General features: G+C 73.3%; 12 protein-coding genes. 5 read left to right on the top strand and 7 right to left on the bottom strand.

Annotation, left to right across the window (positions count from 1 at the left end; translation table 11 throughout):
• Positions 1–119: 119 nt before the first annotated feature.
• The 4 genes from ACFWZ5_RS20150 to ACFWZ5_RS20135 form a co-directional block, all read right to left on the bottom strand.
• Entirely contained in the window at positions 120–845 is a 726-nt protein-coding gene (locus ACFWZ5_RS20150) for a 3'-5' exonuclease (protein WP_384792626.1), read from the bottom strand.
• Between the two features lie 115 nt (positions 846–960).
• Positions 961–2202 (bottom strand): SAV2148 family HEPN domain-containing protein, encoded by a 1242-nt coding sequence (locus tag ACFWZ5_RS20145; protein WP_384792623.1) that lies wholly within the window; start codon positions 2200–2202, stop codon positions 961–963.
• 109 nt (positions 2203–2311) lie between these two features.
• Entirely contained in the window at positions 2312–3640 is a 1329-nt protein-coding gene (locus tag ACFWZ5_RS20140; protein WP_384792620.1) for a copper amine oxidase, read from the bottom strand.
• A 56-nt stretch (positions 3641–3696) separates the two neighbouring features.
• On the bottom strand, positions 3697–4494 hold the full coding sequence (locus tag ACFWZ5_RS20135; RefSeq protein ID WP_384792617.1) for a Tat pathway signal sequence domain protein: 798 nt from the start codon (positions 4492–4494) through the stop codon (positions 3697–3699).
• A gap of 160 nt (positions 4495–4654) precedes the next feature.
• Between ACFWZ5_RS20135 and glgX the strand changes: the two genes are divergently transcribed.
• The gene (gene glgX / locus ACFWZ5_RS20130; RefSeq protein WP_384792614.1) at positions 4655–6766 is read left to right on the top strand and encodes a glycogen debranching protein GlgX; all 2112 of its coding nucleotides are present in this window, start codon (positions 4655–4657) and stop codon (positions 6764–6766) included.
• On the opposite strand, the gene ACFWZ5_RS20125 is transcribed toward glgX, so the two are convergent.
• Entirely contained in the window at positions 6741–8081 is a 1341-nt protein-coding gene (locus ACFWZ5_RS20125; RefSeq protein ID WP_384792611.1) for an MFS transporter, read from the bottom strand. The two genes, glgX and ACFWZ5_RS20125, sit on opposite strands and share 26 nt — an antisense overlap.
• Positions 8082–8173: 92 nt before the next feature.
• On the opposite strand from ACFWZ5_RS20125, the gene treY reads away from it, so the two are divergent.
• Both treY and ACFWZ5_RS20115 read left to right on the top strand, forming a co-directional pair.
• Positions 8174–10663 carry a malto-oligosyltrehalose synthase gene (gene treY, locus ACFWZ5_RS20120; RefSeq protein WP_384792608.1) on the top strand — a complete coding sequence of 830 codons (2490 nt, stop codon included), beginning with the start codon at positions 8174–8176 and terminating at the stop codon, positions 10661–10663.
• A 190-nt stretch (positions 10664–10853) separates the two neighbouring features.
• Positions 10854–12104, top strand: a complete 1251-nt coding sequence (locus ACFWZ5_RS20115; protein WP_384792605.1) for a M14 family zinc carboxypeptidase — start codon at positions 10854–10856, stop codon at positions 12102–12104.
• A gap of 59 nt (positions 12105–12163) precedes the next feature.
• On the opposite strand, the gene ACFWZ5_RS20110 is transcribed toward ACFWZ5_RS20115, so the two are convergent.
• Complete coding sequence (locus ACFWZ5_RS20110; protein ID WP_384792602.1) at positions 12164–12721, bottom strand: FHA domain-containing protein; 558 nt, start codon at positions 12719–12721, stop codon at positions 12164–12166.
• A 159-nt stretch (positions 12722–12880) separates the two neighbouring features.
• Between ACFWZ5_RS20110 and treZ the strand changes: the two genes are divergently transcribed.
• Both treZ and ACFWZ5_RS20100 read left to right on the top strand, forming a co-directional pair.
• Positions 12881–14626, top strand: coding sequence for a malto-oligosyltrehalose trehalohydrolase (gene treZ / locus ACFWZ5_RS20105; RefSeq protein WP_384792599.1), 1746 nt, complete (start codon positions 12881–12883; stop codon positions 14624–14626).
• Positions 14627–14675: 49 nt separating this feature from the next.
• Complete coding sequence (locus ACFWZ5_RS20100) at positions 14676–15656, top strand: aldo/keto reductase (RefSeq protein WP_384792596.1); 981 nt, start codon at positions 14676–14678, stop codon at positions 15654–15656.
• Between the two features lie 3 nt (positions 15657–15659).
• Here the strand turns inward: ACFWZ5_RS20100 and ACFWZ5_RS20095 are convergent, their stop codons facing one another.
• Complete coding sequence (locus tag ACFWZ5_RS20095) at positions 15660–16787, bottom strand: M24 family metallopeptidase (protein WP_384792593.1); 1128 nt, start codon at positions 16785–16787, stop codon at positions 15660–15662.
• Positions 16788–16842: the final 55 nt, after the last annotated feature.

The following is a 16842-nucleotide window of genomic DNA, read 5'->3' as shown; positions in this document are numbered from 1 at the left end:
GCGGCAAGGTTTTAGCCCGTCCGGCGTTTGAGGACGAGGCGCGAAGCGCCGATAAAAGCGGGGTGCCAGGGGCGGCAGCCCCTGGTTTCGGTGAAGGGGCGGGATTAGGGAACCCCCCGTTAGGGCACCCCCGCGCCCACGTCCTCCCGCAACGGCCACGTCCCGTCCACCACCGCGTCCGGGTCGCCCTTCCTCCGCAGGAAGTTCTGGAAGTCGGCCGCCCACTCCGCGTACCAGTCGATCTGGCGCCGATGGAGCTCCGCAGGACCGAGCGCGGCTATCTTCTCGTGCCGGGACGCAATGGCACTGGCGAGATGCGCCGCGGCCACCGCGTCGGACGACGCCTCGTGGGCCGACTCCAGGACCACGCCGTACTCCCGGCAGACCGCTTCCAGGTTGCGCTTGCCGCGGCGGTAGCGGTCGACCGCGCGGTCGATGGTGTACGGGTCGACGACCGGGGCCGGGTCCACGCCGCCCAGGCGCTCCCGCAGGGACGGCAGGGCGTGGCGGCGCAGCTCGGCGGAGAGGAGGCTCAGGTCGAACGCGGCGTTGTACGCCACGACCGGGACGCCCGACTGCCAGTACGACACGAGCACGGCGGCGATCGCGTCGGCCACCTCCGCGGCCGGCCTGCCCTCGGCCGACGCCCGCTCCTCGGTGATGCCGTGCACGGCCACCGCGTCCGGCGGGATCGGCACGCCCGGGTCCGCGAGCCACTCGCGGCGGCCCAGCTCACGGCCCGCCCTGACCTCGACCACCGCCCCCGTGACGATGCGTGCCTCGCGCGGGTCCGTCCCGGTCGTCTCCAGGTCGAAACCGATCAGCAGCTCCCGGTGCCAGCTCATGGCCGCCCCCTTCATCGTGGTGCTTTCCCCCAGTGGTCTCCACGATCCCATGCGCCACTGACAATCCGATGGCCGGATTCCGCTTGGGTGGCCACAGCACCGGTCGCGGCACCGGTCACGACACCGGGCGCGAGTCCGCCCAGGCCGTCTCGAATTCCTCCCGGTACGTCGCGAAGAGGCCGTGTTCGCCGGGATCGCCCGCCTTCACCACGCGGCCGCCGCCGCGCAGCACGAGCACCGGCACCTCCATGCCGCGCGTCCTGCGCAGATACGACTGGACGACCGCGATGCCGTCCGAGCCGTCGCCGTCGACCAGATAGGCCGTGAAGCGCGGCGTCTCGTCGAAGACCTGGATCTCGAAGGCGCCGGGGTCCCGCAGGCGGGCCCGCACCCGGCGCATGTGCAGGATGTTCGACTCGACGGAGCGGCCGAGCTCGCCGCGCTTCAGGCCGAGCTCCCGCTCCCTGCGCTTGACCGCGCTGCTCGCGGGGTTGAGGAAGAGCAGGCGCACCCGGCAGCCCGATTCGGCCAGGCGCACCAGGCGGCGCCCGGAGAAGTTCTGCACCAGCAGGTTCAGGCCTATCCCGATCGCGTCGACCCGGCGGGCGTCGCCGAACAGGTCCTCGGCGGGGAACTGGCGAAGCAGGCGCACCCGGTCGGCGTGGACGCCCACCACGTCCGCGTACCGGTCGCCGACCAGCTCCTCGACGGCGTCCACGGGGAGGCGGCGCGCCGACGGGACGTCCGAGCCCGCGCCGAGGATCTCAAGGAGGCGCGCGGAGGCCCGCTCGGCCTGGGCGAGGACCGTCGGGGACAGGGCGCGGTTGCGGGAGACCACGTTACGGGTGACCTCGAGCTCGTCCAGGGCCAGCTCGACCTCGCGCCGGTCGTCCAGGTAGGGCTCGAAGCACGGCCAGTGCTGGACCATCAGTTCGCGCAGCTGCGGCAGGGTGAGGAAGCTCAGGACGTTGTCGTCGGCGGGGTCGAGCAGATAGCCCTTGCGGCGGCTGACCTCGCGCACGGCGACGGCCCGCTGCACCCACTCCTGGCCCGCGGGGCCCGCGGCGGCCACCACCCAGTCGTCCGCGTGGACGGGTTCGTAGACGGGACGCAGAACAGCGGCCACGACCGCGCGCAGCCGCTGTTCCACCAGGTTCAGCCAGATGTAGGCCCGCCCGGCCCGCTGTGCGCGCGTACGCACCTCGCGCCAGGCGTCGGCGTCCCAGTCCAGTTCGGGTCCGATCTGAGATCCCATCTCCATCGGCCGCGCCAAGGACACCGCTGCGGGCGGGACGCCGTCGGAGCTCCCCTCGTGACCCGTGTCACCAGGGGGCAGCTCCCGCCCCTCCGAGCTCACCCGCGCACCGCCTTCCGCTCCCTGGGACTCTCCCCCGGTCAACGATCAAGGAAGGGTACTCCGGGACCGGCGCGCGGTGCAGCCGGATGGGCAGGGTCGTTGCTCAACTTCAGGTACGCGGCCGACCGTTCACGCCGGACAGATCACTGGGAGTGAGCGGGCTCATGGCCGTGACGTCGCGCGGGGCCAGCGAGAAGCCCTGCCAGTGGACCGGCATGGGCTGCTGGTCCTCGTCCCGGGCGATGTGGTGGAAGCCGATGTTGACCCAGCTGACGGGGTGCTTCAGCGTCTCGCCGTTCGACCACTTGTCGACGCTCTTGGGGTAGCCGTCGGGGCAGCCGATGTTGTGGCTCGCGTACTGCTCGCACTTCTTGTACTCGGTGAAGTACACGTCGTGCTTCGTGTACGGCCGTCCCGCGTGCTTCTGGCTGGCGCCGGGCACGATCTCGTACGAGCGCGGGTGGCCGTCCTTGTTCTTGCCCGCGGTGCTCACCACGCGCCACCAGCGCATGTCCTTGCGGTCGCCCATGAGCTCCTTGGTGATGGGCGTGCGGGTGGTCTTCGTGGTGGGGCTGCCGCCGCCCGGTCCCGGCGGGGTGACCTTGGAGTCGTACTGCTCGACCTTGGACTTGGGCGAGCCGTCGAGGCCGAAGTTCAGCCGCCAGAAGACGTTGTGCGAGTGGCTCTCGGCCTTGGCCTGGTCGCCGTTGCCGATGGGCCAGCCGCGGCCGTCGCCGCCGTCGAAGTCGTACGGCGACAGGCTGCCGGTCGCGCCCACGTTGGACGTGATGGTGCCGTCCGACGAGAACCGCCACTCGGTGATGTACTCGTACCAGGCCGCCTTGTTGACGGTGTAGACGAGCAGGTCCTTGCCCTGGGCCGTGTAGACCTTGCCCCGGCCCCCGGTGCTCTCGTCGTTGTTCAGGCGGTACGCGTGCCCGCGCGCGCGGGTGGTGACGCACAGGCCCGGGACGTTCCCCCTGTCCGGGACCTTCACGGTCTTGATGGTGCCGCCCGGGCACTCGCTGGTCTTCAGCTGCTGGAGGTAGCGGCCGATCTCGACGCCGGTGACGTCGTCGTACTCGGCCTTGCCGTCGTCGTAGGGCACGTGGATCTGGGCGAGGCGCGCGGTGGTGAGCACCGGGATGGGCCTGGCCTCGCCCTTGGGCTGGTAGCTGATCTTGTCGAGGATGAGCCCGGAGTACGTGTTGTAGTGCCAGCACATGCGCCAGGTCGTACCGCCGTCGACGGTCTGCTCGATCTTGTAGGCGTCGCTGCAGTCGGCCGCGGCGGCCGCGGGCGCCTTCGGGGCGGCCTTGGGGGCCGCCGCGGCGGGGCCCGCCGCCGCTATCCCCGCGCCCAGGAGCGCGGTCACCGCGAGGGCCGAACCGACCCGTGCGCGAGCGCGCGAAAGTCTGTTGCCGTGCGAGACGTGCATACGGAAGTGACTCCTTCAGGAGGAGAGAAACGTGTGGAAGTGCCCTGCTCGGGCGGTCAGTCGAGGCGGCCGACGTGGCGGGCGCTGAGGTCGACGACGAACGCCCGGGTGTCGATCCACGGGCCGTTCCTGACCTTCGCGACGACCTGCACGCAGCGGTGCGCCCCGCACTCGGCCAGGTCGGACGGGACCTTCTCCCGCGTCTCCTTGCGGAAGATGAAGCCGCTCAGGTCCAGGTCGCCGGGCCCGTTCAGCGCCTTGCCGGTGGACTTCTTGTAGTCCTCCTTGAGGCCCTTGCCGTGCTCGTCCGCGATGAGCAGCTGCGCGGCCTCGGCCAGCTCTGCCTTGTTGGCGGGCGGCTGGACGTTCTTCGAGCTGGTCGTCGACTCGACCTTGCCGGACTCCAGGTTCACCGTCTTGGTGATGACGGTGTCCTTCTTGTAGTCGTAGTAGATGATGTCCGCGCGGCGTGGCGCGGCACCCTCCGACTCGTCCGGCTCGCTCTCGCTGAGGTTCGTGGAGAGCCGCTGCGGCCCCCGGTCGCCCTCGACGTCCCGCGCGCTGGAGCGCTGGGCCATGCTGTTCAGGGCGGCCTTCTCGGCCCGCTCGGTCTCGGCGTCGGTCAGCGGGTCGCTGCCGACCCCCTCGGAGCCCTCGTCGGGCGCGTCCTCGACGGTGCCGTCGGGCGCCACCGCGTCCTGGCGCGAAGAGCCCACGGCCGTGCTGCGCTTGCCCGAATCCTCGGCCCCCGCCTGATCCGGCAGCGTGACGGCGACCATCGCGGCCGTGGCGGCCACGGCGAGCGCCCCGCCCGCTATGACCTTGCCGAGATGGCGTCTTACTAGCGTGCGCACATCCTCCCCCTATCTCCCCGTACCGGCCCATTTCTTGGGCATGTCGAGTATGTGGTCAGACGGTTAGACGGACTCAACTCCTTTGTGGTTGCCCTACTTTCGAGCAGAGTCTGGTGAAGGCGCCCCATGCCGGGGCCACGATCGTGGAAGAGTCGGAAGCATGCAGGTCTGGCCTGGGCAGGCGTATCCCCTGGGTGCCGCATATGACGGCGCCGGCACGAATTTCGCGGTGTTCTCCGAGGCCGCCGACCGCGTGGAGCTGTGCTTGCTGCACGACGACGGCTCGGAAACGGCGGTGGAGCTGCGCGAATCCGACGGTTTCGTGCGCCACGCGTACCTGCCCGGCGTCATGCCGGGCCAGCGGTACGGCTTCCGTGCGCACGGCCCGTACGCACCCGCGCGCGGGCTGCGCTGCAACTCGGCGAAGCTGCTCCTCGACCCGTACGCGCGGGCGGTGGGCGGCCGGGTCGACTGGGGCGAGGAGGTGTACGGCTACCACTTCGGCGCCCCGGACAAGCGCAACGACCTCGACTCCGCGCCGCACATGATGGCGTCCGTGGTGGTCAACCCGTACTTCGACTGGGGCGACGACCGCCCGCCGCGCACGCCGTACAACGAAACCGTCATCTACGAAGCGCACGTCAAGGGCCTGACGATGCTCCACCCGGAGCTGCCCAAGGAGCTGCGCGGCAGCTACGCGGCGCTCGCGCACCCGGCGGTGATCGAGCATCTGACGCAGCTGGGCGTCACGGCTCTGGAGCTGATGCCGGTGCACCAGTTCGTGAACGACCACCGCCTGGTGGACCTCGGCCTGAACAACTACTGGGGCTACAACACCATCGGCTTCTTCGCGCCCCACAACGCCTACGCCTCCTGGGGCGACCGCGGCCAGCAGGTCCTGGAGTTCAAGTCGGCGGTGCGGGCGCTGCACGAGGCGGGCATCGAGGTCATCCTCGACGTGGTCTACAACCACACGGCCGAGGGCAACCACCTGGGCCCCACGCTGTCCTTCAAGGGCCTGGACAACGCCTCGTACTACCGCCTCATGGAGGACGACGCGCGCTACTACATGGACACCACGGGGACGGGCAATTCGCTCCTGATGCGCAATCCGCACGTCCTCCAGCTGATCATGGACTCGCTGCGGTACTGGGTCACGGAGATGCACGTGGACGGCTTCCGCTTCGACCTCGCGGCGACGCTGGCGCGGCAGTTCCACGAGGTGGACCGGCTCTCGTCGTTCTTCGACCTGGTGCAGCAGGACCCGGTGGTGAGCCAGGTGAAGCTGATCGCCGAGCCGTGGGACGTCGGCGAGGGCGGCTACCAGGTGGGCAACTTCCCGCCGCTGTGGACGGAGTGGAACGGCAAGTACCGCGACACCGTGCGGGACCTGTGGCGCGGCGAGCCGCGCACCCTCGCGGAGTTCGCGTCCCGGCTCACCGGCTCGTCGGACCTGTACCAGGGCGACGGGCGGCGGCCGCTCGCGTCGATCAACTTCGTCACCTGTCACGACGGTTTCACGCTGCACGACCTGGTGGCGTACAACGAGAAGCACAACGAGGCCAACGGCGAGGACAACCAGGACGGCGAGAGCCACAACCGCTCCTGGAACTGCGGCGCCGAGGGCGAGACGGACGACCCGGACGTCCTGGCGCTGCGCGCCCGGCAGATCCGGAACTTCCTCGCGACCCTGATGCTGTCCCAGGGCGTGCCGATGCTCGGCCACGGCGACGAGTTCGCCCGCACCCAGGGCGGCAACAACAACGCGTACTGCCAGGACAACGAGATCTCCTGGGTGCGCTGGCCCGACGGCGACTCCGCACTCCTGGAGTTCACCCGCGCCATGGCGTGGCTGCGCCGGGACCACCCGGTGTTCCGCAGGCGGCGGTTCTTCCACGGCCGCCCGGTGGAGGGCACCCACGACGAGCTGTCGGACATCTCCTGGTTCACGCCGGAGGGCGAGGAGATGACACAGGCCGACTGGGACGCGGCGCAGGCGCGGGCCCTGACGGTGTTCCTCAACGGCAACGCGATCTCCGAGCCGGGGCCGCGCGGCGAGCGGATCACCGACGACTCGTTCCTGCTGATGTTCAACGCGTCCGCGCAGCCGCTGGAATTCACGGTTCCGGTCAACCAGGGCCGGCGGTGGCAGACGGTCGTCGACACGGCGCGCGAGGAGGGGGTGCCGCCGGGCTCGGGCCAGAAGGTGCGGGCCGGGGAGCGGATCACGCTCACCGACCGGAGCCTCACGGTGCTGCAGCGTCCGGCGTAGGCGTCCGCGTACGGACGGACAGCGCGACGGCGAAGGCCACCGCGGCGGCCGCGCTGCCGAGCGCGAACGCGGCGCTCGGGCCGTGGGATTCGGCGAGCCGCCCCGCCACCGCGAGCGTGACCGCCTGGCCGCCGACGAAGGCGCTCGCCGCGACCGTCATGCCCTCGGCGATGCGGTGCCGCGGCACGGCCCGCTCCGTCAGGGCGAAGCCGGTGACGAGGTTCGGGGCGTACACGGCGCCGAAGACCGTCACGACGGCGTACAGGCCCGCCAGGCTGTCCGTCCACACCAGGGGCAGCGACAGGAGCACGGCGGCGGCCGTGGCGACGCGCCAGCGCGCGGGCAGGCCGACGCGCTCCGGCACCGCCGCCGTCGCCAGGCCCGTGACGGCGCTCATGACGCCCATCGCGGCGTACACCAGGCCCGCCTGGCCCGGCGCGCCCGCCTCCTTGGTGAACGCGGCGATCCCCGCCCCGCACGCGCCGAGCAGCACGCCCAGGAAGACCAGGCCGACGCGGACGACGTACACCACGCGTGGGAGGCGCGGCCGGTCGGCACGCGCGCGTGGCGCATCGATGAGCCCGGGCGATGCGGTCGGGGCCGTGGGGTGCAGCGCGAAGGCCGTGCCGCAGCCTGCCACCAGGAGGGCCGCGGCGCCGAACGCGTACGCCGGGTGGCCCGCGACCGCCGCGAGGCCCACCAGGGCGGGGCCGAGCACGAAGGACAGCTCGTCCATCGTGGACTCCAGGGACAGCGCGGCGTGCACGAGCCGTTCCTCGGCGCCCGAGCGGCGCACCAGCGGCACGACGCGGGCGCGGGCCAGCGGGCCGATCCCGGGCACGGTCGCGCCCGCGAGGACCCCCAGGACGAGCAGGACGGGCGTGGGCGGCCGCAGCAGCGCGCCGACGGCGACGGCGGCGATGGCGACGGCGTTGAGCGCCGAGAAGACCAGGACGACGGGCCGCTGACCGCGCCGGTCCGCGAGCCTCCCGACGAACGGCCCCGCCGTCACCTGCCCGAGCGCAAGGGCGCACGCGACGGCGCCGCCGGTCGCCAGCGACCCGCTGGTCTCGCTCACCAGGAGGACGCTGCCGAACTGGATCACGGCGACCGGGAGGCGCCCCAGGAACGAGATCACCGGGAGTACCGCTCCGGTGCGGCGGAGCACCTCGCGGTACGCGTCCGCCGTGCCGCCGTGGCCGGGTGCCTTCCCGCGTCTCCCGCGCTCCGTGCGCGCGTTCCCGGCCGTGGCCGTCTTCGCAGTCGTCCTCGCAGTCGTCGTTTCAGCCGTCTTCGCGGTCGTCTTCTCGGCCATGATCGAACGCTAACGGCGCCCGCGCCCGCGTACGCATGCGTCAATGGCACGAAATCTGCACGAAAATCAGCGGGGCGGGTACGTACGTTCGCATGACGCCCCAGCGCCCCGCGCCCGTGGTCCCGCCGTCGCCCACCGCCACGTACCGGCTCCAGCTGCAGCCGGACTTCCCGTTCGCCGCTGCCGCGGCCGCCGTGCCGTACCTGGCATCCCTGGGGGTGTCCCATCTGCATCTGTCGCCCGTCCTGGAGGCCGTGCCCGGGTCGACGCACGGGTACGACGTCGTGGACCACGCGCGCGTACGGGCCGAGTTGGGCGGCGAGGCGGGGCTGCGGGCCCTTTCGGGGGCGGCCCGCGCGGCCGGGCTCGGCCTGGTCGTGGACATCGTGCCGAACCACATGGCCGCGGACCCGCTGCACAACCGCGCGCTGTGGGAGGTCCTTCGCGACGGGCCCCGGTCCGCCTCCGCGCACTGGTTCGACGTCGACTGGGACGCGGGCGACGGCAGGGTGCTGCTTCCCGTGCTCGGGCACCGGCTCGGCGCCGAGCTGGCGCACCTGCGGGTCGACGGGGGCGTCCTGCGCTACTACGACCGCGTGTTCCCGCTGCGCGAGGGCACCGAGAAGCTGCCTCTCCCGCGCCTCCTCGACGCGCAGTTCTACCGGCTCTCCTGGTGGCGCCTCGCCCGCACGGAGCTCAACTACCGCCGCTTCTTCACCATCTCCGACCTCATCGCCCTGCGCGTCGAGGACCCCCGGGTGTTCGACGCGACCCACGCGACGGTCCTGCGGCTGCTCGCCGACGGGGTGCTCGACGGGCTGCGCGTGGACCACCCCGACGGGCTCGCGGACCCCGGGGCCTACCTCACGCGCCTGAACGAGGCGACGGGCGGGCGCTGGACGGTCGTCGAGAAGATCCTGTCCGACGGCGAGCGGCTGCCCGCGGCGTGGCCCGTCGCGGGCACCACCGGGTACGACGCGCTGCGGCACGTCGACGGGGTGCTCACCGACGCCTCGGGTGCGCGGGAACTCCTCGCCCACTACCGCCGGTTCGCGGCGCCGCCGGCCGACCGCGGGGGCGACTGGGCGGCGACGGTGCGGCGGGCCGCGTACAAGGTCGTCACGCGCGAGCTGGCCGCCGAGGTCGACCGGCTCACGCGGGTGGCGGCCGGGATCTGCGCGGCGGACCCCGCACTGTGGGACCACGCTCCGTGGGCGCTGCGGACCGCGCTGCGGGAGCTCCTGGTGCGCCTTGACGTCTACCGCCCGTACGCCTCCGGGGGTGCGGATCCGGGGACGGTCCTCACGGCGGCGGCCGCGGCGGAGGCCAAGCGGGCCTTCGCGGTCCCCGAGGAGGCGGAGGCGGTCGACGTCGTACGGGACCTGGCGCTCGGTACGGGGCCTGGCGGGGCCGCGGGGGGTCCGGGCGGGGCCGCGCGGGAGGAGTTCCGGGCGCGCTTCGCGCAGACGGCGGCGGCGCTGCGGGCCAAGTCCGTGGAGGACACGGCGTTCTACCGGCACACGCCGCTCGTGTCGGCCGCCGAGGTGGGCGGCGAACCCGGACGGCCCGCCGTCGACGTGGCGGAGTTCCACCGGTACTGCACGCGCGTGCAGCGCGACTGGCCGGACACGGGGACCGTCCTGACGACCCACGACACCAAGCGCAGCGCGGAGGTACGGGCCGGCGTCAGCGTCCTCACCCAGGCACCCGAACGCTGGGCGGCCCTCCTCTCCGAAGTGACCGACCAGACCGCGGACACGGGCGGCACGCGGGCACCCGACCCCCAACTGGCCTGGGCCGCCTGGCAGACGGCGGTGGGCTTCGCTCCGGAGATCCACCGGCCGCAGGCCCCCGTCCCCCACGCCCGGCGGCTTCAGGAGGCGCTGCTGAAGCACGTCCGGGAGGCGGGGCTGCACACGAGCTGGACGGAGGGGGACGAGGGGTACGAGCGGGCCGTGGTGGCGTTCCTCGCCGCGGGGCCGGGCGGGCCGCCTCGGCGTACGGTCGCCGCGTTCGCCGACGGCCTCGCCCCGCACGTGCGCGTGAACGTGCTGAGCGGCGCGCTGCTGCACCTGACGATGCCCGGCGTACCGGACCTCTACCAGGGCACGGAACGCGCGTACCACGCCCTGGTCGACCCCGACAACCGGCGCCCTGCCGCGTTCGACCGGCGCCTCCTGGAGGGCCTCGCCGCGCGCCGGGGCTCCTGGGACCTCTCCGACGAGAAGCTGGCGGTGACGGCGGCGGCGCTGCGCCTGCGCGCGCGGCGGCCCGAGCTCTTCGGCGGCGCGGGGTCGTACGAACCGCTGGCGGCGACCGGCACCGGCGCCGCGCACTGCGTCGCGTACCACCGCTCCGCGGACGTGGTCGTGGCCGTGACCCGGCTCTCCCTGCGCCTGGCCGACGCGGGCGGCTGGCGCGACACGGAGCTCGCGCTCCCCGAGGGCGAATGGCTGGATCTGCTCTCCACCGACTCCCCGGAGCTCTCCCCCGACCTCTCCCCGGAGCGGATGTTCACCGGGCACGCGCGCGTGGCGGAGCTTTTCGCGGAGCTACCTGTCGCGCTCCTCGAGCGCCGGTGACGGCGGGCGCGCGGGCGGGTTTCAGCCGCTCACCGGCGGTCGGACCACGCGGGCCCGGCCGGGCTGTACGGGTGACGGAGGTGGACCTGTGAGGGCGGTGCGCGGACTCTGCGGAAGCTGCGCTCGGAGTGCTTGACACCTGAACCGTTACGTGGCGTACTGCGAATTACGTCAGCGGACCGTTCGGGGGGTGAGTCAACTGGCGGAAAACCGCTATCCCAGTGTTCATGAACTCTTCCTGTGCGCTCGGGAGTTGGCGGCCCACCGCCCCGATCTCTGCACCCTCCGCCAAGTCGGCACCTCGCGCGCCGGACGCCCCCTGCACCTGCTGTCCGTCGGCCACTCCCCCCACGCGGTCCTGGTCGTCGCGGGCGCGCACGCCAACGAACCCACCGGCGGCTCGACGCTGCTCGCCCTGGCCCGACGCACCCTGCGGGACCGGACGTTACGGACCGGCACGTCCTGGCACTTCCTGCTGTGCGCGGACCCGGACGGCGCGAGCCTGCACCGCACCCCGGCGCCGCGCACGCTCCTCGACTACCACCGGCACTTCTTCCGCCCCGCGGGCCCGGAGCAGCCCGAGTGGTCGCCGTCCGTCCTGCCGCCGGACCGGCTGCCGCCCGAGACCCGCGCCCTGACCGGCGTCATCGACGAACTGCGGCCCTACTTGCAGGTGTCGCTGCACTGCACCGACCTGGGCGGCAGCTGGGTGCAGCTGACGCGGGACATCCCCGGGCTCGCCGAGCCGTTCGCCAAGTCGGCGGCGCGGCTCGGCATCCCGGTGGAGACGGGCGCGTCGGACGCGGCGGGCTGGCCGGAGTCGGGACCGGGCGTGCACGTCCTTCCGGGGCCGGGCTCCGCGGCGGCCTACCCGAGCCTGCCCGAGGACGCCCGGCACACCACGTGGCACCACGCGCACCGCTACGGCGGCGTGACCGCCATCGTGGAGGTGCCGATGTGGGCGAGCGACATGGTGGACGACATCGCCGTGCACCCGGCGCCCCGGGCCGCCCTGCGCGGCTTCGCGCGCCGCCTGCGGCACGACGCGGGGCTCGTGGAGGACGTGCTCGGCGACGCGCTGCCCCGCCTCCAGGGCGCGGACGGGCCGCTGCTGCGGGCGGCCCGCTGGGCGCTCGGGCTCGTGCCAGGGCTCGCCGACGACTGGGGGCGCCTGCCGCCCGCGGGGACGTCGATGGCGTACGTCGGCAGTGTGGACGCCTTCGGGCGGCGGCTGCCGCTGCGGGCCGCCGCGATGCTGCTGCGGGTCCTCGTGGAGGCCGACGACCGCGCGGCGCCGCGTCTGGAGCGCCTGGTGACACAGTGGAGCGAGGCGTTCGCCGACCGGTTCAAGGCCCGCTGGGTGCCGCTGGAGCACCAGGTGGAGCACCAGGCGCACACCACGGTGGAGGCGGCACGCCACGCGCGCGTACAGGCCGGGTGACGAGCTCGGCGTACGGCTGGTGGCATCCAGCCGGGCCGTCGCGAGGCGGATGCCTGCGGTCAGGCCGTCGCAAGGCAGAACGACATGTGCCCGAACGCGACCTGGTCGCCGGCCTGGACGACGGCGGCGCCGATCACCCTGCGGCCGTTCACCGACGTGCCGTTGGTCGAGCCGAGGTCCCGCAGCACCCACAGGCCGCCCTGGTGGCTCAGCTCGGCGTGCACGCGCGAGACCGTGTCGTGGCTCAGCCGCAGGCCGTTCGCCGGGTCCCGGCCGATGCGCAGCGGGTAGGCGCCCGGCGCGGGCAGGAGCAGCTTCGGCAGCCGCTCGGCCTGCCAGGCCCTGCGCAGCTTCACCGTGAACCCGGAGACCGCGCCGACCGTCGAGAGGACCATGCGTGACCATCGGCTCTCCGCGCGCAGGTCCGCGGTGAGCGCGGCCAGCTCGTCCCGGCGGCGGGCGGAGAGCGCCAGCTCCATGCGGCGGACGAACGTGTCGTGCGAGAGGCGGCCGAGTGCCGCGCCCTCTCTGAGGACGTCCAGGGCCTGTTCGCGCTCGGCGTCGGTCACCCGCGCCGGGTACGTGTCGAACTCGGAGGCCGAGGAAGTGGTGGTCACGCTGACGATTGTCGGCCAGGTCAGGCCGGGTGTCCAGAAAACGCCGAACGCCCTCGCGGCGATCACTTCTGACGCACCATGGAGGGACGGCGACACGGGGACTGGCAACGGCGGTACAGGGACTGGCAGCACTGACGACACGGGCCGAGGAGGCCGCCAGTGAGGTTCGAGGTGTGGGCACCGGACGCGGAGCGGGTCGAGCTCGTCCTGGAGGGGGCCGGGCTCCCCATGGCGCGGGATCCGGAGCGCGCCGGGTGGTGGGCGGCCGACGCCGTGGCGGAGCACGGCACGCGGTACGGCTTCGCGCTCGACGGCGGCCCCGTGCTGCCCGATCCGCGCTCCGCGCGGCAGCCGGACGGGCCCGACGGGCCGAGCGCGGTGGTGGCGCACGCCGGGTTCGCGTGGCGGACGCCCTGGGCGGGGCGCGGCCTGCGGGACGCGGTCCTGTACGAGCTGCACGTGGGGACGTACACGCGCGAGGGCACGCTCGACGCGGCGGCCGGGCGCCTTCGGCACCTGGCGGACCTCGGCGTCACGCACGTCGAGTTGATGCCGCTGTGCCCGTTCCCGGGGCGGCACGGGTGGGGGTACGAGGGGGTGTCGCTGTGGGCCGTGCACGAGCCGTACGGCGGTCCTGACGCCCTGAAGCGGTTCGTCGACGCGGCGCACGCCCTCGGTCTGGGCGTCGTCCTCGACGTGGTCCACAACCATCTGGGCCCGTCCGGGAACCATCTGCCCGCGTTCGGACCGTACTTCACGGACACGCACCACACGCCGTGGGGCGCCGCCGTGAACCTGGACGCGCCGGGGTCGGACGAGGTGCGCGCGTATCTGCTCGGCAGCGCGCTCGCGTGGCTGCGGGACTACCGGATCGACGCGCTGCGCCTGGACGCCGTGCACGCCCTGCGGGACGACCGTGCGCGCCCGTTCCTGGAAGAGCTCGCCGAGGCCGTGGCGGCGCTCTCCGCCGAGCTCGGCAGGCCGCTCGGGCTCATCGCGGAGTCCGATCTGAACGACCCCCGTCTCATCACCCCGCGCGCAGGCGGCGGGCTCGGCCTCGACGCGCAGTGGAACGACGACTTCCACCACGCGCTGCACACCGCGCTCACGGGCGAGGCGCAGGGCTACTACGCGGACTTCGCGCAGGAGCCGTTCGCGGCCCTGGCGAAGACGCTGACGCACGGCTACTTCCACGACGGCACGTACTCCAGCTTCCGGGGCCGTACCCACGGGCGCCCCCTGGACCGGCCGCGCACGCCCGGCTACCGCCTGCTCGGGTACGCGCAGACGCACGACCAGGTGGGCAACCGCGCGCAGGGGGACCGGCTCAGCGCGTCCCTGTCCCCCGGCCTCCTCGCGTGCGCGGCGGCCCTCACGCTCACGAGCCCGTTCACGCCGCTGCTGTTCATGGGCGAGGAGTGGGCGGCGTCGACTCCCTGGCAGTTCTTCACCGACCACACGGACCCGGAGCTCGCGGAGGCCGTACGGCGGGGCAGGAGAAGGGAGTTCGCGGCCCACGGCTGGGCCGAGGCTGACATTCCCGACCCTCAAGCCCCGGCGACCCGTGAGCGGTCCTGCCTCGACTGGTCCGAGCCGGAAAGGGCGCCCCACGCGCGCGTGCTCGCCTGGTACCGCGAGCTGATCGCGCTGCGCCGCGCCCGCGCGGACCTCATCGACCCCGATCTGGCGGCGGTGCGCGTCGCGTACGACGATCAGGCGCGCTGGTTCGCCGTGCGGCGCGGCGATCTGCGGACGGCGGTGAACCTGGGTGACGCGGAGCGGGAGGTCCCGCTGGGCGTGCCCCACGCGCGCGTGCTCGCCGCCTGGGACGCGGTGGCGGCGCCGGGCGCGGACGGGGTGCTGCGGCTGCCCGCACGGTCGTGCGCGGTGCTCGCCGCGGAGTAGCCTCGGGCGACTTCGGGGAGGGGCACGTCCATCGAGGAGGGGCACGTCCATGGAACAGCGGTACTTGGGCCGTACGGGCCTTCGCGTCAGCGAGCTGTGCTTCGGGGCCATGATGTTCGGCGGCGGCGCGGAGGAGCGCACGGCCCACCGGATGCTGGACGCGTTCACGGACGCGGGCGGCACGTTCATCGACACGGCCGACGCGTACGGGCAGGGCGCGTCGGAGGAGATCCTCGGCCGCTGGCTGAAGGGCCGGGTGCGGGACGACCTGGTCATCGCCACCAAGGTGTTCCTGCCGACGGGCGAGGCGCCGAACGCGCGCGGCCTGGGCCGCAAGCACATCCTGTCGGCCGTGGAGGCGAGCCTGCGCCGGCTTGGCACCGACCACATCGACCTGTACCAGACCCACGTGTGGGACGCGGCGACGCCCGTCGAGGAGACGCTGGCCACGCTCGACTCCCTGGTGACGGCGGGCAAGGTCCGCTACCTCGGCGCGAGCAACCACAGCCCGGGGCAGCTCCAGAAGGCCCTCGACGTCGCCGACGCGCGCGGCTGGGAGCCGTACGTGTGCCTCCAGCCGATCCACAACCTCCTTTCGCGCGAGGCCGAGTGGGAGCTGATCCCGCTGTGCCGGGGCGAGGGCGTAGGCGTCATCCCGTACAGTCCGCTGCACGCCGGGTGGCTGTCCGGCAAGTTCCGGCGCGGCATGCAGGCGCCGCCGCAGGGCGCGCGCGGCGGCGGGTCGTGGGACAAGCGGGCCACGGAGGAGACCTGGCGGGTCGTGGACGCGGTCCTGGCTCTCGCCGAGGAGACCGGGCACACGCCCGCGCAGGTCTCCCTGCGGTGGCTGCTCCAGCGTCCCGGGGTGACCGCGCCGATCGTCGGCGCGCGGTCCGTGGAGCAGCTGACCGACAACCTGGGGGCCGTGGGCTGGTCGCTGGCCCCGGAGCAGGTACGGCGGCTCGACGAGGCCAGCGCGCGGCCGTTGCCGCCGCCGTACGACGTGCTCGCGCACTTCACGCAGGGCTGACGGTCAGTTGACGATCGCCATCTCGTGCGCGGTGTTGTTGAGGCGGCGGCCGCCGTCCTCCGTCACCGTCACGATGTCCTCGATGCGCACGCCGAAGCGGCCCGGCAGATAGATGCCGGGCTCCACGGAGAAGCACATGCCGGGCACCAGCTCCTGCTCCTCGCCCTCGATCATGTAGGGCGGCTCGTGCGTGGTGACGCCGATGCCGTGGCCGGTGCGGTGGATGAAGTACTCGCCGTACCCGGCCTCGGTGATCACGGCGCGCGCGACGCGGTCGACCTCCTGGCAGGCGATGCCGGGCCGCACCGCGCGGCACGCGGCGTCCTGGGCCTCGCGCACCACGTCGTGGACGCGCCGCTCCTCGGCGGACGGCTCCCCGACGTGCACGGTGCGGGAGGTGTCGGAGCCGTAGCCGTGCTTGAGGCCGCCGAAGTCGAGGACCACCATGTCGCCGCGCTCGATGACGCGGTCGCCCGCCTCGTGGTGCGGGCTCGCGCCGTTGGGGCCCGAGCCGACGACGGTGAAGTCCACCTGCTCGTGCCCGAACTTCCGCAGCAGGTCCGCGAGGTCACCGGCGACGTCGGTCTCCGTGCGGCCCGCGAACGGCACCTGCTTGATCTCCTCGTACGTGGCGTCGGCGGCGGCACCCGCCGCGGCGAGGCGCTCCAGCTCCGCCGCGTCCTTGACGGCCCGCAGCATCGGCAGGGACTCCGTGAGCGACGCGTACGACGAGGCGGGAAGGCGGCGCTGGAGGCCGAGCAGGTGCATCGCCCAGGCGTTGTCGCTCACCGCGAAGCGGCCGCCCTTGTCGAGCAGCGGCGCGGTCACGTCGTACGGGTCGACGCCGTCGGTCCAGTCCCGGAACCGCAGCGCGGGGGCGCCCGCGGCGCGTTCGGCGTCCGGGGCCTCCAGGGTGGGCACGACGAGCTCGGGCTCCTTGCCCGGGGCGAGCACGAGCAGGGTGAGCCGCTCGGTGTCGGCGGGCACGCGGTAGCCGGTGAGCCAGACCAGGTCGGGCCCCGGCGCGACGAGGACGCCCGCGAGGCCCGCGTCGGCGGCGGCGCGCGCGGCGCGGTCCATGCGGGAGCGGTAGTCGTCGGCGGTGAACGGCGCGGGCGCAGCCTCGGTCATCGGGCCTCCTGGCTCTTGTCCTGGATCTTGTCCTGGATCTTGTCTGTCGGGTTCC

This window comes from Streptomyces sp. NPDC059003 (genome assembly GCF_042740445.1).
Lineage (GTDB): Bacteria > Actinomycetota > Actinomycetes > Streptomycetales > Streptomycetaceae > Streptomyces.
The sequence above is the reverse complement of the archived record's forward strand: the minus strand, read 5'-3'. Positions and strand labels throughout refer to the sequence as shown.